Source organism: Metapseudomonas boanensis, from assembly GCF_018704125.1.
Taxonomy (GTDB): domain Bacteria; phylum Pseudomonadota; class Gammaproteobacteria; order Pseudomonadales; family Pseudomonadaceae; genus Metapseudomonas; species Metapseudomonas boanensis.
Map to the genome: position 1 here is coordinate 24,827 of NZ_JAGTIS010000025.1, position 18,352 is coordinate 43,178.

The following is an 18,352-nucleotide window of genomic DNA, read 5'->3' on the forward strand; positions in this document are numbered from 1 at the left end:
GACTCGCGCATGACACCTCACAAGTGGCTGGTGACTCGGAATGCGGCTGAGCACAGCCATCAACCTCGGCGCGGACCAACTCCCCTCTCCCCCCGGGAGAAGGGCCGGGGGTGAGGGGTGTCGGCAGTCAAAATGCAGCCTTGTTCGTCCGAATGCGGGTCGGCCCCGCCCGCTCTTCCACCGCACGCTCCACCTCTTTGCGCAGACCCAGCATGAACGCCAGTTCCGCCACCACGAACAGCGGCCCGACGACCAGACCCATCAGGTCATCGACGAATGCCGGCTTGCGCCCTTCGTAGTAATGGCCGACGAACTGGATCACCCAGCCCACCACGAACATTCCCAGGCCGGCGCCGAGCCAGGTGCCGGCGCCTTGAACTGCCAGCGCCGCACCCGCCCACAGACTAAGCCCGAGCAACGCAGCCATGACCAGGCCGAACCGCCGATCCAGTCGTAGGTAGAACAGTGCCGATGCCAGAGCCACGAATGCAGCGGGCGACAGCCATAGGCCGAGCACCTCGAAACCCGGGCGCGACAGCAACACCGCCACAGCGACCACGATGAGCGGGATGCCAATGAAATGGCTGGCGATATTGCGACGGTCGCGGTGATATTCGGCATATTGGCCAAGATGGTCGATGAGCGTTTTCATTGTTGTAGTCCTCCGGTGGCACGCTGTGGCGTCGATAATGGCCTCAGCCCCCGGACCACTTCTGTCAGGTAGCCGACAAAGCCCATGGCCTCGACCGATCTCCAGCCCTATCGCACCCAACTGCTCGCGGGCCACTGGTTCAGCAACCTGCCCTGCAACCTGCAGGACGAATTGCTCGCCCTGGCACAGTTGCGCCCACTGGCGCCGGGCCAGCGGCTCTTTCGCCGGGGCGACCCGCCTTGCGGCCTGTACGCCGTGCTGGATGGCACGGTCCGCGTGGGCGGCACCAGCGAAAGCGGCAAGGAAGCGCTGTTGATGATGATGGAGACACCGTCCTGGTTCGGTGAGATCTCCCTCTTCGACGGACTCCCGCGCACCCACGACGCCTTTGCCGAGACGGCGACGACGCTGCTCAACGTACCCCAGGCAGCACTGCTGGCATTGCTGCAGCGCGAGCCCAGGTACTGGCGAGATTTCGCCCTGCTGATGAGCCAGAAGCTGCGTCTGGCCTTCATCGCCCTGGAAGAGATGAGCCTGCTACCGGCCTCGCAGCGCTTGGCACGGCGTCTGTTGATGATCGCCGAAGGCTACGGCGAAACGGCCGAGCGACGGCGAGTGATCCAGCTCGCTCAGGAGCAGCTGGCGCTGATGCTGGCGGTGTCGCGGCAGACGACCAACCAGATCCTCAAGGAACTGGAGGCCCAAGGCGTGCTGCGCCTGACCTACGGAGAAATCGAAATCCTCGACCTCGAACGCCTGCGCCACGCGGCTCGGAGACCGTAGATTCGTAGAATGGGTCGGCGCAGCGATACCCATCAATCTCGCCCGAGGCTATCGCTTCGCTCAGCAGAGCGCCGCCTGCCCCACCCTGGCTAAGCCCCTATCGTGGGGACGAATTCATTTGCGAAGCAGGCCTAAGGCCTGCCCTGCGTGGTCAAGCGGGACTGCTGCGCTGCCCGTTGCGAATGAATTCGCACCCACAAAGATCAGGCCCCTGGCGTGGGCTTGAACCCACCCAGGTTCAACGGGGCAGACTTCCGCGATACTGGCTCGGGCTCTGCCCGGTCCAGCGCTTGAACGCGCGGCTGAAGCTGCTGGCATCGGCAAAGCCGAGCAGGTAGGCGATCTCGCTGATGGAACAGCGCGGATCACGCATGTGCACCAGCGCGAGATTCTGGCGCGTATCACCGAGCAGTTGTTCATAGCTGCAGCCTTCGTCCGCCAGGTGCCGTTGCAGGCTGCGCAGACTGAGGTGGAGGGACTGCGCGATGCGCTCGGCGGAAGGCTCGCCATTGGGCAGCTGCGCTTCAAGGCAGGCACGCACCCGGCGCGACCAGGTGGGTTGCTGCAATTGCTCGAGGGCGCGCTTGAGCACCGCTTCGTTGTGTTCGGCCAGCTCGGGGTTGGCGTCGTCCAGGGCTTGCTCGAAGTCAGCAATGGCGAATTCCAGGCGGTTTTCCTCGGCACCGAAATGCAGTGGCGCGCGAAACACCAGGTGCCAGGGTTGTGGATCGGCCGGACACGGCCTGCGCAAGTAGACGGCCAGCGGCGCATAGTCACGCCCCAGCCGATTGCGGCAGGTGCGCACGTAGATGGCAGCGAACGCATCCAGCGCCTCAGGCGCCGGCTCCGGTCCGTCGTCGGGAACCCGCAGACGGAACGCATAGCGGTCGTCTTGCCGGCAGAGCTCCAACTCCAGCGCGTCGCTGACCACCTGGTGATAGCGCGCGATGCGTTCGAACACCTCGCGCAGGCTCGAACTGGCGACCAGCGCATAACCCAGAGCATGGAAGGTTGTGGGGCTGACGTAGGAGGAAACCTTCAGACCCAGCGCCGGGTCAGCGCTGGCCGCCACGGCCAGCTCCCAAAGACGGGTGGTGGCCGACAGCGGATAGCGCGCGTTGGGGTCGTCCATCAGCGCCGGGTCGAGGTGCGCCTGACGGCAGAGGGCCGCGCTGTCAAGGCCGAGCGCATCCAGCTGCTTGCGCAGCGCGCGGGTCCAACTGGCGAGGGTGGTAGGTTCGGCGCTCATGCAGGTTGGCGTTTCCGGTCAACAGGTTGGCGTGCTCGGTCGGGCGCGGCCCGGGCCTGCGACGGCAGAGTAGGCCCATCGCCAACAAGAGGATGGAAGCATGTCCCGCCCGACCGCAAGCCCCCAGCTCGTCAATGACCAACAGCGATCCGCGCATATTCGTGAAGTGGTGATGGCCCACGGCGTCGAACTGCGCAAGCGTTACCCGATCCTCAAGCATCAGGACCTGCTCGGCGCCGGTATCCTCACCGTCGCCCTGGTCGGCATGTGCGGCTCGGCCCTGCTCTACCTGGAAGGCGTCATCGCCTGGTGGGCGTGCCTGCTGCTCAATGCCTTCTTCGCCTCGCTGACCCACGAGCTGGAGCATGACCTTATCCACAGCATGTACTTCCGCAAGCAGCGAATCGCGCACAACCTGATGATGGCGATGGTCTGGCTGGCTCGGCCAAGCACCATCAACCCCTGGATCCGCCGTCACCTGCACCTCAACCACCACAAAGTGTCGGGCACCGAGACCGACATGGAGGAGCGCGCCATCACCAACGGCGAACCCTGGGGCATCGCGCGCTTGCTGATGGTAGGCGACAACGTGATGTCGTCGCTGATCCGCATGCTGCGAGCCCAGAGCTGGATCCACAAGAGAAGCATCCTGTTGCGCACGCTCAAGGTCTACGCGCCCCTGGCCCTGCTCAACTGGAGCACCTGGTACGTCTTCCTCGGTTTCCATGCCGCGGACGCACTGGCCAGTGCCCTGGGTGCACCGATCAGCTGGTCGGGCGCCACGCTGGAGGCTATGGGGATCGTCGACATCGCAGTGGTGGTGCTGGTCGGCCCCAACGTGCTGCGCACCTTCTGCCTGCACTTCGTCAGCTCCAACATGCACTATTACGGCGACGTCGAGCCGGGCAACGTGATCCAGCAGACCCAGGTCCTCAACCCCTGGTGGATGTGGCCGCTGCAGGCGTTCTGCTTCAACTTCGGCAGCACCCACGCCATTCACCATTTCGTGGTGAAGGAGCCCTTCTACATCCGTCAAATGACCGCGCCAGTGGCGCACAAGGTGATGCGCGAGATGGGGGTGCGCTTCAACGACTTCGGCACCTTCGCCCGCGCCAACCGCTGGCACGCGCAGGAGCGGACGACGGCGGAAAAGGTACAGGCCGTCTAGCAGTTTGATGAAAAAGTAGGCGAGGCAAACGGCCGAAGAAGCGGAGTTTACAAGCTGTAAATGAGTATTCTGAGCCCGTTTTCAATGCCCTATCGGCAACGCAGGTGGTTTTTCAACAGCCTGCTAACGCCAATCAATGGTTGGGGCCGCACCCGAGCCCCTGCGCGTCTATGGTCGCGCCAACACGCACGCCTGGGCGCGCGCCTTATCCGAGAATGAGCGGCAAGCGAGGTAGCGATATGAAAACCTGGATCTGTGTGGTCTGCGGTCTGATCTACGACGAAACCAAGGGCTGGCCTGAAGAGGGCATCCCCGCAGGCACGCGCTGGGCCGATGTGCCGGACGACTGGGTCTGCCCGGACTGCGGCGTCGGCAAGGCCGATTTCGATATGCAAGCAATCTAAGGTCGGAATCGGCTTACCCTACAACCTCAAACTGAGCCGGACGCTCAACCCATTGTCCCGCGTGTCCTCGGCATAGGCGCCGTTGTAGAACAGGCCAACGTAAGCCTGCTCGGTGAGTTCATAGTCCAGCCCCAGGTCAAGGCGGATGCTGTCTTCGGTAAGCGCGACCTCGGCGCCGCTTTCATCAGTGAGTCGGCTGTCGCTGTAGGCATGCCGCCAACCCGAGCTGAGGCGTGCGGTCAGGCGCTTGCCCGAGGCGAGGCTGATGCGCGTCGTGCCGCGCAGGCCGAAGGTGCTGTAGCCGATCTCATCGCGTTGGCTGTCCAAGGCCCCGTGGGAATCGGTATCCAGACGCACGTACGCCAGTTCGCTGAAACCCTCCAGGCTGAAATCGCGGAAGTCGAGCGAATAGCTCAGCTCGCCGAACACTTGCCCGCTGTCGGAATCGCCACCCTGCCCGTCCGCATCAGATCCGCTCCAGGCTGCTCCCAGCTTCACCCCGATCTGGTTGTAGATCTTGGTGCCGGCATAGCCGCCCAAGTGGAGACTGTGGAGATCCAGGTCGCGACTCTCGACTTCGACCGAGGTCGCCGAGTATCCGGCCATAGCCCCCAGCAGCCAACTGCCGATCTTGCGCTCGCTGCCGGCGAACAGGCCACCGATGTCCCGCTCACGGCGCGCGGCCTGGTGGTCGCTATCCACTGAACCGTGGCTACCGAAGGCCCGGCCCCAGGTGGGTGTCTGCCCCTCCTCCAATGGCGGTTCACGGAACGAGAAACGCACCTGCTGCACCCGCTCGAAGGTGGCATCACGGAGGAAGTGGCTGTCCTCCAGCAAGGTGGCTCGGGCGGCGGCGAATCGCTCGTCGGCCTGAACCGGGGTGAAGGCGGCGAGCAAGCTGCAAGCGCTCGCCAGGGCGAGGTGCGCTGATGCGTCATGGGCCATGGGGTTCATCTCGGTCGGGGGCTGGGCATAACTCTAGTCCGACGACACCCCAAGCGCGCTCGCGCCACACCAATTTCCTGCATCACCCTTCCGGTTTTTGAGTTGCCCGCTCTTGGCCTCGCTGGCGCAATGGCCTTCCTACCATTCGCCGGAGACCCAACATGCTGAACGCCCACGCCTCGATGCTGCTCTGGGCTCTGCTGGTAGCGCTGTCGTTCTTTGCCGCCGCCGAGGTCAACCCGGCGCTGGATGCGTTACCACTGACGGCCCTGCGCCTGCTGCTTTCGGCCGCCATGTTCCTGCCCTTTCTGCTGCGACGACCCAGCCTGCCGAATGGGCGGGCGCTGACAGCCCATGCTGTTCTCGGCTTCCTCCTGGCACTGTACTTCGGCAGCCTGTTCGAGGCCCTCAAACACACCACGGCCCTGGATACCGCGCTGCTCTATGTCAGCGTGCCGCTGCTGACCCTGGCCGGAGAGCGCCTGCTGCTGCGCAGGTCCGTGCTTCAGCGCCTGTGGCCAACCCTGGTGGCCGCGCTCGGCGCTCTGGCCCTGCTCGGACTCGACCGCGCCCATTTCGATGCCTACGCCTATGGTCTGTATGGCCTCGGTTGCCTGGCCATGGCGCTCTACGCACCGCTCAGCCAATGCCTCAAACCCTGGCTGGGCGAACAGCGCAGCGCGGCCTCGCTGGCCTGCGGTAACCTGCTGGCCGGTGGTCTGCTGCTGGCGCTGGCCAGCACCCTCGGGCAGCGTTGGGAGGGGCTGCGGGGAGTATCCACCAGCGACTTCGCCTGGCTGCTCTACCTGGCCCTGAGCGCTACCCTGGCGACTTTCTGGCTATTGCACCGCGCCATCCACTCGCTGCCGCCGGCCACGGTGATTGCCTACAGCTACCTGAGCGGCCTGTTCGCCCTGCTGCTGCAAAGCGCCTGGCTGGACCATGCACCAGCGCCGCTGGCCTGGGCCGGTGCGCTGCTGATCCTGTTCGGCATGGCCTGGCTGGTGCGGTTGAGTCCGGCCCGTGTGGCCAAGGGTTGATCAGGTCGATGGCAGGCACACGTGATCTGCCTTGCGATCAGCGGAGCCTCGGGTTCTGATGGTGTCCTCATCTTCCCGGAACGACGCCATGCTGCTCGCCAATGGACTGCGCAAGATCGACATCCAGGACCTGCTGGTCTTCCTCGCAATCTGTGAGCGCCAGCATCTGGGCGAGGTGGCCGAGGCCCTCAATCTCAGTGCCTCAAGTATCAGCTACAGCCTGAAAAAGCTGCGTTCATGCTTTGCCGACGAGCTGTTCATCGCCACCCGCAACGGCATGCAACCGACGCGAAAGGCGCTGGCCATGCGCCCCCACGCCAAGTCGATGGTGGACCTGATCAACACCTGCTACAGCGAGGCCAGCAGTTTCGACCCCAAACAGGCTCCGCGCACCTTCAGGCTCTGCGCCCCGGAGTATTTCGAGCTGCTGATCCTGCCGCTGCTGTTGCGTCGAATCGGCGCGGCGGGTTACCCGGTGAGCCTCATCGTGCAGCGCCTGGGCAAGGAGATTCCCGCCGATGCCTTGCAGAACGGTGAGCTGGACCTTGCCCTCGGCTTCGGCCCGCACCAGCACCGTGCCCATCCTGGCCTGGTCAGCCTGGCCTTGCTTAAGGACGATCTGCTCTGCGTGAGGGCAGCCGGCACTGCGCCGGTGGAGGACCTCGACAGCTTCTGTGCACGGCGACAGATGTTTCCGACGCCCTGGGACTCCGATCGCAACATGATCGACGGCTGGTTGCAGCAACAGGGCCGAGCCCGACAAATCGCCGCACGAACCAACAACTATCTGGCAGCCCTGCAGTTGGTGCACGGCAGCGACCTGCTGCTGGTCCTGCCGGCTCGAGTGTATGCACTGCTCAGTGACGCCCGTACCGAAGTCAGTAGCCCGCTGGATGGCCTACCGAGCTTCTCCCTGGAGCTGCTCTGGGCCCAGCCCTTCGACCAGGACCCGGCGAATGCCTGGCTGCGCGAGCAGATACTGAGCGTTTGTGCCGAGCAGTCACTGCTCTAACCGCCCCTCCAGAGCTTCGCCGAGGAAACGGCGACTGGCGCTCAGCACCTGCTCCTGCGTCCCTTCCCGAGCCAGCATGCGTGCCACCACCAGCGCGCCGACACATTGAGCGATCAACGCCCAGGCCAGTTCCTCGCTGTTGAGGATCTCCGCCCAGGCCTGCTGTAGCTGACGCATCCAGTGCTCGGCCTCTTCGCGTACGGCGAGGTCGGCGCGAGCGATCTCCGCGCCCAGGGCCGGAATGGCGCAGCCACTGTCGGGATGCTGCAGATGGGCCATGCTCAGGTAACGCTCCAGGCAGCGCTCGAGCTTGTCGCGCGTGAAACCCTGCTCACGCGAAACGTTGCCGATCAGACTCTGCGACAGCTCGCGCTGGACGATGGCGGTGAACAGGTCGTTCTTCGAGGGAAAGTGGCTGTAGAAAGCCCCACCAGTGAGGCCAATGGCTTTCATCAGGCCGTCGACGCCGGTTGCGGAAAAGCCGCCGCGCTTGGCAATGGCGCCGCTGCTTTCCAGCAGCTTCTGCCGGGTTTCTTCCTTATGGGTGGATGAATAGCGCACAACGACCTCCGCTTTGACTGGCTTGACGCGTGGGCAAGCATAGCATAACGTCCGTTAAACTAACGATCGTTTAGTAAAAGGTGAGCACCATGACGAACGAGACGAATAAGAAGAAGGTCGTGCTGGTTGTAGGGGCTGGCGATGCCACCGGCGGCGCCATTGCCCGGCGGTTTGCCCGCGAGGGTTACGTTGCCTGCGTGACCCGGCGCCATGCCGACAAGCTGCAACCGCTGGTGGAGACCATCCGCGCTGAAGGCGGTGAGGCCCATGGCTTCGCCTCCGATGCTCGCAAGGAAGAAGAGGTGGCGGCGCTGGTGGAAACCATCGAGCGCGATATCGGCCCGATCGAGGCCTTTGTCTTCAACATCGGCGCCAACGTGCCGTGCAGCATCCTCGACGAAACGGCACGCAAGTACTTCAAGATCTGGGAAATGGCCTGCTTCGCCGGCTTCCTCACCAGCCAGGCGGTGGCCAGGCGCATGGTGACCCGCGAGCGCGGCACCATTCTCTTCACCGGCGCCACTGCCGGCCTGCGCGGCGCCGCCGGGTTCGCCGCCTTCGCCGGGGCCAAGCACGGCATCCGCGCGCTGGCGCAGAGCATGGCGCGCGAACTGGGGCCGCGAAACATCCACGTCGCTCATGTGGTGGTGGACGGTGCCATCGACACCGAGTTCATCCGCGAGTCCTTCCCCGAGCGCTACGCGCTTAAGGACCAGGACGGCATCCTCAACCCGGAACACATCGCCGACAGCTACTGGTATCTGCACAGCCAGCCGCGAGATGCCTGGACCTTCGAGTTGGACCTACGGCCCTGGATGGAACGCTGGTAAGCCTTCGCCAACAACAACGAGAAACCACCCCATGACCAAAACCATCGAATTCTTCTTCGACCTGGGCAGCCCGGCCAGTTACCTCGCCTGGACCCAACTCCCGGCGATCTGCGCCCGGAGCAACGCAACCCTGCGCTATCGCCCGATGCTGCTTGGCGGCGTGTTCCAGGCCACCGGCAACGCCTCGCCCATCGCCGTGCCGGCTAAAGGGCGCTATTCGATGATCGACCTGCAGCGCTTTGCTACGCGCTATGGCGTGCCTCTGGTATTCAACCCGTACTTTCCGATCAACACCCTGACACTGATGCGCGGCGCCATCGGCATCCAGCTGCACCAGCCGGAGCGCTTCGAGGCCTATCTGGACACCATGTTCAAAGCGCTCTGGCAGGACAAACGCAATCTCGGCGACCCGGCTGTCCTGGTGCAAACGCTGGAGGCGGCGGGCTTCGACCCGCAAACGGTGCTTGCCCTGGTAGGGAATCAAGAGGTGAAAGACGCGCTCAAGGCTGCCACCGCAGAGGCGGTGAAGCGTGGCGTATTCGGTGCGCCGACCTGCTTCGTCGGTGATGAGATGTTTTTCGGCCAGGACCGCCTGGACTTCGTCGCCGAGGCGCTTGCAGGCAGCTGATCAGCCGGCCAACAACCGGGCAGGCAGTCGCTCCAGTACCTCTGGATCGATGCGCAAGAGTCGCGTGACGCGTTCATCCATCAGGCTCAGTGGTGACCGCCCGGCGGGCAGTTCCAGCAGTGCAGCACAGAGGTTGAGCACCAGCGTCTCGCGGGAAAATACGCCGCTACCCAGAACGTGGTAGGCCGCCACCAGCTCACGCAGGCCAAAGGGTAGACGCCAGCGGATGCGCAGCGCCGAGCCGAAGCTGGCGGCGCGTTGCGTGAGGGTAGCCTGCAGCGCCTGGTCGTCCAGGCTGCCCCCGCGGTCCTGCCAGTCCTGCAGACTACGCAGCAAGGCCAGCTCGCCCATGTTGTGCAGCAGACCTGCGGTGTAACAAAGCTCGGCATCCAGATCCAACTCGCTGGCGAGCCAGTAAGCCAACTCCGCACTGCGCTGGGCTGACTGCCAGGTGCTCTTGGCCAACTCAGCCAGGCGCGGGTCATGCAGCCGTGCATTACGCTCCAACGCCATCCCCAGCACCAGGTTCAACGCGTGGGTGATACCTAGACGCTGAATCGCCTGGAAAAGCGTCTGGCAGGGTACGCCCAGATGCTGGGCGGCGCTGTTGGAAGCGGCGATCAGCCTCGCGGTGATCTGCGGGTCACGGGAGAAGGTTTCTTCAAGATCGCCCAGGTCGATCTGGTCGGCGTTCAGGCACTGGCTGACGGCATCCCGCACATCACCCAGCAACGGAGCGCCGAAGCCTTCTTCACGCACGCCGTCGAGGTACTCATTGAGATTGTCCACCAGCAGCGCGGGGGCTGGGCTACCTGCGCCGGCATCCTGGGCCGGCAGCAAGGCAGACAGACGCTTGCGCAGCTTGGCGGCGTTGAACGGCTTGCCCAGATAGGCGGATGGCGCCAGCGGGCGTACGGCGCGCACGCTATTGGCGTCGACCCGGGCACTGATCAGCACGAAGGGCAGCGCCGGGGTGCGCGGGTGGCGGCGCAACTGGCGCAGCAACTCGACGCCATTGATACCGGGCAACTCGCCATCCGCGATGACCAGTTCCGGGAGGCGGCGCTTGCAGCGGCCGAGCGCTTCGTGCCCATCGCTGACCAACACCACTCGGGCATTCGCATGCAGGTCCAACACCAGTTGGGCGATCAGCTCTGCTGTCCATGGATCGGCCTCTGCGATCAAGATCTCCGGAACCTTGGAGGGGGCAGGCATCGGTACCTCGACTGGCGGAAAGATCGTGCGGACGGGAAGAGCTGGAAGCCGCGGAGTCTAAACTGCCGCCTTACTCACTGAACAGAGCGATGAGCGGTTCTCGTGAAGCCTTGCTGAGCGACCTTGCCCCAGTTCAAACAAAACAGAACTGAAGGCTGAGCCTCGTTGGCTGGGCTGACGGAATGAAGCGCAACGTAGCCAGGCACGACATGGAGCCACGGCACCAGTAGAAGAGGGACTTGCCCGTGTCGGCGGAACTCCGGGCAAAAAGAAACCCGCCGAAGCGGGTTTCTTCTTACATCACGGTCGAGACTCAGGCGAGTTCGTCGAAGCACTCGGCAACGATGGCCAGGCCTTTGTCCAGCTGAGCGTCCGGGATGGTGATCGGCATCAGGAAGCGGATGACGTTGTAATAGGTGCCACAGGAGAGCAGGATCAGGCCCTTCTCGCGCGCCTTGGCAACGATCTTGCCAGTCAGTTCGGCAGCCGGCTTGCTCTCGTCGCCGCCTTCGAACAGCTCGATGGCAACCATCGAACCCAGGCCACGAACGTCACCGATGACCTTGTGCTTGGCCTGGATGTCACGCAGACCGGCCTTCAAGCGTTCGCCTACAGCCTGGCTACGCTCCAGCAGCTTCTCTTCATCGAACACTTTCAGCACGGCCAGGGCCGCGGCGCAGGCGATCGGGCTACCGGCATAGGTGCCGCCCAGGCCGCCGGGAGCAATGGCGTCCATGATTTCGGCCTTGCCGCATACGCCGGAGATCGGGAAGCCACCGCCAACGGACTTGGCGAAGGTGGTCAGGTCCGGAACGATGCCCAGTTGCTCGGTGGCGAAGAAGGTGCCGGTACGGCCAGCGCCAGTCTGCACTTCGTCAGCGATCAGCAGGATGCCGTGCTGGTCGCACAGGGCGCGCAGACGCTGCATGAACGGCTTGGAGTTGACGTAGAAACCACCCTCGCCCTGAACCGGCTCGATGATGATCGCGGCGATGTCCTGGGGCTGAGCGTCGTTCTTGAAAATGCGCTCGATGCTGGCGATGGACTCGTCTTCGCTCACGCCGTGCAGCTCGCACGGTGCTTGAGCGCGGTACACACCAGCGGGCATCAGGCCCATGCCAGCGGAGTACGGAACCACCTTGCCGGTCAGCGAAAGGGTCATCATGGTGCGGCCGTGGTAGGCGCCGGTGAAGGCAATCACGCCAGCACGACCGGTGGCGGCACGAGCGATCTTCACAGCGTTTTCGACCGCTTCGGAGCCGGAAGTCACCAGCAGGGTCTTCTTGGCGAAGTCGCCCGGAACGCGCTTGGCGATTTCTTCGCACAGCTCGATGTAGGGCTCATAGGCCAGCACCTGGAAGCAAGTGTGGGACAGTTTGGTCAGCTGCTCTTGAACAGCGGCGACCACTTTCGGGTGCAGATGGCCGGTGTTCAGTACGGCGATGCCACCGGCGAAGTCGATGTACTCGCGACCTTCTACGTCCCATACGGTGGCGTTTTCGGCGCGCTCGGCGACAACCGGGTGGATCTGGCCAACGCCACGGGCAACAGCGGCAGCACGGCGTTTCAGCAGGGATTCGTTGGTTTTGCTCATAAGTTCCTCACGGCCGCTCATCGGGCGGCGCAGTCTCAAGGATGAATGCCCCCGGTAGGGGCCAGCGCAGCATTCGATGATCGACTGCGCAGGCTTGCCGGAGGCCCGTTTGGTTTTGTGGTGGAACTGGGGCGCCGCGCGCTCTTTCGCGCCTTGCCCCGTCTTTGGATCAGATACCGCCGAGGCAGAGATACTTGATCTCCAGGTAATCCTCGATGCCGTATTTGGAGCCTTCGCGGCCAAGGCCAGAAGCCTTCACGCCGCCGAAAGGCGCCACTTCGTTGGAGATCAGGCCGGTGTTGATGCCCACCATGCCGTACTCCAGGGCCTCGGCCACGCGGAACACGCGGCCCAGGTCACGGGCGTAGAAGTAGGAAGCCAGGCCGAACTCGGTGTCGTTGGCCATGGCGATCACATCAGCCTCGTCCTTGAAGCGGAACAGCGGGGCCAGCGGGCCGAAGGTTTCTTCCTTGGCCACGGCAGCGTTGTTCGGCACGTCGATCAGGATGGTCGGCTCGAAGAAGGTGCCGCCCAGGCTATGCGGATTACCGCCGGCGACAACCTTGGCACCTTTGCTGACCGCGTCCTGGATGTGCTCCTGGACCTTGGCCACGGCCTTCTCGTCGATCAGCGGGCCGGTGGTGACGCCAGCCTCCAGGCCGTTACCGATATTCAGCTTGGCCACGGCGACCTTCAGCTTCTCGGCGAAGGCGTCGTAGATACCTTCCTGCACGTACAGGCGGTTGGCGCAGACGCAGGTCTGGCCATTGTTGCGGTACTTGGAGATCAGCGCACCTTCAACGGCGGCATCCAGATCGGCGTCATCGAAGACGATGAACGGAGCGTTACCGCCCAGTTCCAGGGACACCTTCTTGATGTCCTTGGCGCATTCGGCCATCAGCTGGCGGCCGATCTCGGTGGAGCCGGTGAAGGACAGCTTGCGCACGATCGGGTTGCTGGTCAGCTCGCCACCGACTTCGCCGGCACTGCCGGTGACCACGCTCAGCACGCCTTTCGGAATGCCGGCACGTTCGGCCAGGTCGACCAGGGCCAGCGCGGAATACGGGGTCTGGGACGCAGGCTTGATCACCATGGTGCAGCCAGCGGCCAAGGCGGGGCCGGCTTTGCGGGTGATCATCGCCGCAGGGAAGTTCCACGGGGTGATCGCCGCGGTGACGCCGATCGGCTGTTTGATCACGATCAGGCGCTTGTCCGGCTGGTGGCCAGGAATCACGTCACCGTAGACGCGCTTGGCTTCTTCGGCGAACCACTCGATGAAAGACGCGGCATAGGCAATCTCGCCCTTGGCTTCGGCCAGCGGCTTGCCCTGCTCGATGGTCATCAGGCGGCCGAGGTCGTCCTGGTTTTCCATCAGCAATTCGAACCAGCGGCGCAGCTTGTTGGCGCGCTCCTTGGCAGTCAGCGCACGCCAAGCCGGCAGAGCCCGATCGGCAGCCTCGATGGCGCGACGGGTCTCGGCGGTGCCCATCTTCGGCACAGTGCCGATGATCTCGCCGGTAGCCGGGTTGTTGACCTTGATGGTCTGGCCGTTGTCGGCATCCACCCAAGCGCCATCGATATAGGCTTGCTGGCGGAACAGCGTGGCGTCTTTCAGTTGCATCTCTGTCTCCTTCACACCGTCGCAACGTGCGCCGGGGTAGGTGGTTGTTCTCCAGCCAATCCACGATCGGCCAGGACGGAGTCGATTGGAGCGGCCCGGCTCATGTGGGGGGGCCAAAAGGGCGTTTGAAATCTCAAACGAATCCTAGGGTGCGAGGAAGTGAAGGGCAATAGCCCGTTCGATAAAATCAACAAAAAGTAGATGCCCTTTGTCGAAATCCTGATCAAAGATGACCGAACGACGCACGTTCGTTCAACATTACGAACAAACGCGCCAACGTGGACGCCAGGGCTCGAGATGAGTATGATTGCGCCCGCACAAGCATCCGTAGCTCAGCTGGATAGAGTACTGCCCTCCGAAGGCAGGGGTCGTGGGTTCGAATCCCGCCGGATGCGCCAAATAGCAGTTTCTACCTGTCTCCAGCAGTCTACGAAACACCCTGAAAAGCCCGCCCTGTGCGGGCTTTCTTGTTTATGGCTGTCTCCTCCTGCGTCCTGAGCCGGCCGTGGTTTCGTACGCCCAAAATGGCCAGCTCGCGCTCCAGTTGCTTGATCGAGCGACCCGACGCTGGCCGGGTGAGATTCAGGTTCCGTGAGGCGTCATTGAAGGATTAAGGCAACCGGCGCTCTGATCTGATCGTTTTCCCCGTTTGCCAATGCCGCTGAGCAGAGATGAGGCGCAGGAGAGATGCCGGTCAGGCCAAGTGAGCTCTCTTGCTACACCGGGTAGTATTTCCGGGCCGCAGTACCCGGGCCCTAGCCACTCACGCACCGCTCTGCACAGCCACGCCGATGCGGCAATTGCGTCGCCTACGTTACTCGACTGGTTTCGAATGATAGCTCTCGGCGCTGACACGCACCTTGCCCAGACTTCACACGACGCGTTCTCATACAGCCCCGAACAAGCTGAAGCGAGGAGCCACGATAATGCAGATACAGGACGCAGATCTGAAGTCACTGCGGATCTTCGAGACGATTGTGCAATGTGGCGGATTCTCGGCAGCCCAGTCCGTTCTTAACATCAGTGCTTCGGCTATCAGCGAGCAGATGAGTCAGCTGGAAACCCGACTGGGCGTCAGGTTGTGCGAGCGTGGCCGCTCCGGCTTCCGACTGACCGAAGAGGGAGAGGTCCTGTATGAAGCCGCGCAACGCATGTTGTCGGCAGTCGAAACCTTCCGCATGGAGGCTGAGACCTTGCGCCGTCAACTGCGCGGAACACTGCGCGTTGGTGTAATCGACGCGACCCTGACCGATCCGGGTAGCCCCCTCACCCTCGCCATTCGACGCTTTGGTGAAATCGCACCGCAGGTTCACCTGCAGGTCCAAATCGATACCCCCAACGCACTGGAGCAACGGGTCATGGATGGCCGCCTGCACCTTGCAGTTGGACCCTTTCCAGCCAGGCTGCCAGGGCTTGATTACACGCCGCTCTATCGCGAAACCCACGGCCTCTTCTGCTCCCGTACCAACCCGCTGTACGCACAAGATGATGCCGAGATCACCTTGCCCCGGCTGAGCCAGTCGAGGGTCGCTGCGCGCGCCTTCCTAGGGCGCTTCGATCTTGAACAACTGCGGGCCGAACAAGCCGCAGGCAGCGTGGATAATGTGGAGGCGCGGGCCATGATGATCCTGTCCGGCCAGTACATCGGATTTCTGCCCCTGCACTATGCCCAGCCCTGGGTGGACAAGGGTGAGCTGCGCCGGCTTCGTCCCGAGGCGTACGCCACCTTCCTCGATTTCGACATCATCATGCGTCACGGGGCCAGCACTCCGCGCGCGGTCACGGCATTCCATGAGCAGTTGCTCAGCAGCTCCGTGCTCAGACCGGACGCAGTTTCGTAGGTGCAGCCAACGGGTGACAGGCCTGGTGGGGCCCTTGATTCGCCTAACGCCGAAGTTAACTTCTTGATCCGAATATTTTTCCAACTTATCAGACTCTCTAGAGTCGGGACGAATCAATGGTCTACCTCTCGACCATCCCGTCACGCCCTGGAGTCTAAACATGTCGGACTGCGCCCCGCTGGTTTCGCCTTACCCTTTCCAATCTCGCCGCTTTGGCGAGCAGTTGTTCATCGGCGGCGTCCTGCCTATCAGCCCGGAGGGCACCCTGCGAGGGGCCGGGGACATCGAGGCCCAGACTCACGCGGTATTCCGCAATCTTCATGTAGCACTGAAAAGTGCTGGCCTGGAAATGTCCGACCTGGTTCGGCTCAACACCTATTACGTGTTCGAGGGCTACGAGAGCGATGCCACGCTCTACTGGGAGAAAATGACCCGGGTTCGCCTGCAGTACCTGCCCAACCCAGGGCCTGCCGCCACAGCCGTGCGCGTGCGGGGAATGGGGCGTTCTGGGGCGCTGATACAATTGGAAGCCGAGGCGTTCGCCGCTCCAGCCGCGCAGCGACAGCGGATCATGCCGAGCAAGAGCTGGGACTGGAGCATTCCGGTGCCGCTGTCACAGGGCTGGAAGATCGGCAGCCAGGTCTGGGTCGGCGGACAGGTTTCGGCCGACATGGCCGGGAAAGCGGTCAGCATCGGCGATCTGCCTGGGCAGACACATAATGTGCTGGAGCACATCCGCCACGTGCTGCTGGACGCCGGGGCAGGATTTGCCGACCTGACTCAGCTCAAGGTCTGCTACCTGCATGACGGCGACGCCCACGCTGCCGAGCAACGTCTGCAGGAGATCATGAAGGTGATCCGCGACATCTGCGGCGAGACACTGCCACCAGTCACTGCCTTCGGCATCAGCTTGCTGTACGAAGGGCTATTGCTGGAGATCGACGCAACCGCCCACGTTGGCCTTGCCAGCAAGGCGTTACAGACGCGGGCCAGCAACCGCAATTGGGCAGCGGAGCATCAGGTACTGCGCACAGGATCGCATATCCAGATTGCCGGTTTGAGCGCCAGATACAAGGCGCTCGAGCCGGCATGTGAAGACGTGGTGAACCAGCTCGCGCTCAAGCTTGAAGCCGTTGGTAGCAGCCCGACCGCCCTCGCCCACCTGCACGTGTTTATCGCCGGCGACGAGGCGAATGACGCTCCCGAGCATGCCATGTCACTGTTCGCTGCTGCCCTGAAGCAGCTCTGTGGAGAATCTCTGCCGCCATTCACGGTGGTCCGTGTGAATGGACTGCCGCGCGGCGTTCCGCTTCAGGTGGACGCTGTGGCCGTCGACCTTGTCAAACAGTTGCAGCCCTGAAACGCCACCGACGTACTGACGGGAGATCATTATGAGCCTACTCGAATACGCAATCGACCTGACCCGGGATCTGGTCAGGTTCGACACCACGAACCCACCCGGCAATGAGGGGCGCTGTGCCGAGTTTCTGGCTGAGTTATTGGAGAGGGAGGGATTCAGCGTCACTCTGCATGAGCTGGAACCAGATCGAGCGAGCCTGGTGGCGTATCTGGGCAACGGTCGCGGTCGCCCGCTCTGTTTCACCGGCCACCTGGATACCGTGCCTCTTGGCAAGGCAACCTGGTCGGTCGATCCGTTCGCCGGAGAGATCCGGGACGGAAAGTTGTACGGACGTGGCAGCAGCGACATGAAGGCCGGAGTCGCGGCCTTCATTACCGCTGCACTGGAAGAGCGAGAGTCAATCGTAAACAGCAGTGGTGTTGTGCTGGTCCTCACGGCCAGCGAGGAAACTGGCTGCCAGGGCGCTATGGCCCTGGTGCGCGATGGCGTCGATCAACACAATGCCGGCGCGATCATCGTGGGGGAGATGACCGCCAACTACCCCTTGATCGGCCATAAGGGCGCCCTTTGGCTCAAGCTCACCGCCTACGGCAAAAGTGCCCATGGCTCGATGCCAGAGAAGGGCGACAACGCGCTCTACAAGGCTGGGCGCGCACTGCAGAGGATCCAAGGCTATCAAGTGCCGGCGCCGCGCCACGCCATTCTGGGCGCAGCCACCATCAGCGCGGGCACCCTGCACGCAGGTAGCAGCATCAACGTGGTACCGGACCATGCCGAGCTGTGCGTCGATATCCGCACCCTGCCCGGCATGTCCCACCCCGCCACCGCTGCAGCGCTGGTTGCCGAGCTGAGTCCCGACATCGCAGAGGCAACCCCGGTACTCGACCTGCCAGGTGTATTCACCGACATCGACGCTCCTTGGGTAGCGACGGTGTACCGCATCGTCGAGGAAGAAACCGGAATACGCCCTGAGCCCAGAGGCGCTAGTTACTTCACCGACGCCTGCGCATTGCAGCATGCCCATCCGGGCGTGCCTATGGTCATCCTCGGGCCGGGCACCCCTGAGATGGCCCACCAGGCAGATGAGTACTGCGAAGTTCCCCGCATCGAGGAAGCCGTAAGGTTGTATCGTCGGCTGATTACCGATTGGTGTGCCGAGGATGGAAGGCACCCAGACTGACTTTCAAGCCTGCAGGTCAGCCATCTCATCGCACGAGTCGTGAACCAGCCAGCAGAATAGCGGCACGTGTGGATTGTCAGGTACTCCTTCTGACTGGGGGCCACAGCTCTCGCGTGCGCAGATGTTTTCCCGTGCCCAAAGACAAACCCCCGACACGCCTGGGCGTATCGGGGGTTTGGGATAGGAGCTTGACGATGACCTACTCTCACATGGAGAAGCTCCACACTACCATCGGCGATGCGTCGTTTCACTACTGAGTTCGGGATGGG

17 protein-coding genes, 1 tRNA gene and 1 rRNA gene are annotated in these 18,352 nt (G+C 63.2%); 11 read left to right on the forward strand and 8 right to left on the reverse strand.

Annotated elements, in window-relative coordinates:
- Positions 1 to 127 precede the first annotated feature (127 nt).
- Complete coding sequence (locus tag J7302_RS24825; RefSeq protein ID WP_215381115.1) at positions 128 to 652, reverse strand: Mpo1 family 2-hydroxy fatty acid dioxygenase; 525 nt, start codon at positions 650 to 652, stop codon at positions 128 to 130.
- An 84-nt stretch (positions 653 to 736) separates the two neighbouring features.
- Between J7302_RS24825 and J7302_RS24830 the strand changes: the two genes are divergently transcribed.
- Positions 737 to 1,435: a Crp/Fnr family transcriptional regulator gene (locus J7302_RS24830; RefSeq protein ID WP_215381117.1), complete on the forward strand. Its 699-nt coding sequence runs from the start codon at positions 737 to 739 to the stop codon at positions 1,433 to 1,435.
- A gap of 238 nt (positions 1,436 to 1,673) precedes the next feature.
- Here J7302_RS24830 and J7302_RS24835 read toward each other — a convergent pair whose 3' ends face one another.
- A complete protein-coding gene (locus tag J7302_RS24835; protein WP_215381119.1) occupies positions 1,674 to 2,684 on the reverse strand; it encodes an AraC family transcriptional regulator in 1,011 nt (336 codons plus the stop codon).
- A 100-nt stretch (positions 2,685 to 2,784) separates the two neighbouring features.
- Here J7302_RS24835 and J7302_RS24840 point away from each other — a divergent pair, with 100 nt between their 5' ends.
- Together J7302_RS24840 and J7302_RS24845 are read left to right on the forward strand one after the other, a co-directional pair.
- Complete coding sequence (locus J7302_RS24840) at positions 2,785 to 3,852, forward strand: fatty acid desaturase (protein ID WP_215381121.1); 1,068 nt, start codon at positions 2,785 to 2,787, stop codon at positions 3,850 to 3,852.
- A 239-nt stretch (positions 3,853 to 4,091) separates the two neighbouring features.
- Positions 4,092 to 4,256, forward strand: coding sequence for a rubredoxin (locus J7302_RS24845; protein ID WP_215381124.1), 165 nt, complete (start codon positions 4,092 to 4,094; stop codon positions 4,254 to 4,256).
- 18 nt (positions 4,257 to 4,274) lie between these two features.
- Here the strand turns inward: J7302_RS24845 and J7302_RS24850 are convergent, their stop codons facing one another.
- A complete protein-coding gene (locus J7302_RS24850) occupies positions 4,275 to 5,201 on the reverse strand; it encodes an autotransporter outer membrane beta-barrel domain-containing protein (RefSeq protein ID WP_215381127.1) in 927 nt (308 codons plus the stop codon).
- 161 nt (positions 5,202 to 5,362) lie between these two features.
- Here J7302_RS24850 and J7302_RS24855 point away from each other — a divergent pair, with 161 nt between their 5' ends.
- Together J7302_RS24855 and J7302_RS24860 are read left to right on the forward strand one after the other, a co-directional pair.
- Positions 5,363 to 6,241 (forward strand): DMT family transporter, encoded by an 879-nt coding sequence (locus tag J7302_RS24855; protein WP_215381129.1) that lies wholly within the window; start codon positions 5,363 to 5,365, stop codon positions 6,239 to 6,241.
- Between the two features lie 88 nt (positions 6,242 to 6,329).
- Positions 6,330 to 7,253, forward strand: coding sequence for a LysR family transcriptional regulator (locus J7302_RS24860; protein WP_215381131.1), 924 nt, complete (start codon positions 6,330 to 6,332; stop codon positions 7,251 to 7,253).
- Here J7302_RS24860 and J7302_RS24865 read toward each other — a convergent pair.
- The gene (locus J7302_RS24865) at positions 7,242 to 7,814 is read right to left on the reverse strand and encodes a TetR/AcrR family transcriptional regulator (RefSeq protein ID WP_215381133.1); all 573 of its coding nucleotides are present in this window, start codon (positions 7,812 to 7,814) and stop codon (positions 7,242 to 7,244) included. The genes J7302_RS24860 and J7302_RS24865 overlap by 12 nt on opposite strands.
- 89 nt (positions 7,815 to 7,903) lie before the next feature.
- On the opposite strand from J7302_RS24865, the gene J7302_RS24870 reads away from it, so the two are divergent.
- On the forward strand, positions 7,904 to 8,644 hold the full coding sequence (locus J7302_RS24870) for an SDR family oxidoreductase (protein WP_215381137.1): 741 nt from the start codon (positions 7,904 to 7,906) through the stop codon (positions 8,642 to 8,644).
- Between the two features lie 31 nt (positions 8,645 to 8,675).
- Positions 8,676 to 9,272: a 2-hydroxychromene-2-carboxylate isomerase gene (locus tag J7302_RS24875; protein ID WP_215381139.1), complete on the forward strand. Its 597-nt coding sequence runs from the start codon at positions 8,676 to 8,678 to the stop codon at positions 9,270 to 9,272.
- Here the strand turns inward: J7302_RS24875 and J7302_RS24880 are convergent, their stop codons facing one another.
- The 3 genes from J7302_RS24880 to gabD form a co-directional block, all read right to left on the reverse strand.
- Positions 9,273 to 10,487, reverse strand: a complete 1,215-nt coding sequence (locus tag J7302_RS24880; protein ID WP_215381141.1) for an HDOD domain-containing protein — start codon at positions 10,485 to 10,487, stop codon at positions 9,273 to 9,275.
- A 313-nt stretch (positions 10,488 to 10,800) separates the two neighbouring features.
- Positions 10,801 to 12,081 carry a 4-aminobutyrate--2-oxoglutarate transaminase gene (gene gabT, locus J7302_RS24885; RefSeq protein WP_215381143.1) on the reverse strand — a complete coding sequence of 427 codons (1,281 nt, stop codon included), beginning with the start codon at positions 12,079 to 12,081 and terminating at the stop codon, positions 10,801 to 10,803.
- Between the two features lie 169 nt (positions 12,082 to 12,250).
- The gene (gabD, locus tag J7302_RS24890; protein WP_215381146.1) at positions 12,251 to 13,702 is read right to left on the reverse strand and encodes an NADP-dependent succinate-semialdehyde dehydrogenase; all 1,452 of its coding nucleotides are present in this window, start codon (positions 13,700 to 13,702) and stop codon (positions 12,251 to 12,253) included.
- 321 nt (positions 13,703 to 14,023) lie between these two features.
- Here gabD and J7302_RS24895 point away from each other — a divergent pair.
- The 4 genes from J7302_RS24895 (at position 14,024) to J7302_RS24910 (ending at position 18,083) form a co-directional block, all read left to right on the forward strand.
- Positions 14,024 to 14,100, forward strand: a tRNA-Arg gene (locus J7302_RS24895).
- A 528-nt stretch (positions 14,101 to 14,628) separates the two neighbouring features.
- On the forward strand, positions 14,629 to 15,543 hold the full coding sequence (locus J7302_RS24900; protein WP_251702256.1) for a LysR family transcriptional regulator: 915 nt from the start codon (positions 14,629 to 14,631) through the stop codon (positions 15,541 to 15,543).
- A 160-nt stretch (positions 15,544 to 15,703) separates the two neighbouring features.
- Entirely contained in the window at positions 15,704 to 16,903 is a 1,200-nt protein-coding gene (locus J7302_RS24905) for a RidA family protein (protein WP_215381148.1), read from the forward strand.
- A 31-nt stretch (positions 16,904 to 16,934) separates the two neighbouring features.
- Positions 16,935 to 18,083 carry a M20 family metallopeptidase gene (locus tag J7302_RS24910; protein WP_215381150.1) on the forward strand — a complete coding sequence of 383 codons (1,149 nt, stop codon included), beginning with the start codon at positions 16,935 to 16,937 and terminating at the stop codon, positions 18,081 to 18,083.
- Positions 18,084 to 18,269: 186 nt separating this feature from the next.
- Here J7302_RS24910 and rrf read toward each other — a convergent pair.
- Positions 18,270 to 18,352, reverse strand: a 5S ribosomal RNA gene (rrf, locus tag J7302_RS27185); the annotation flags it as partial.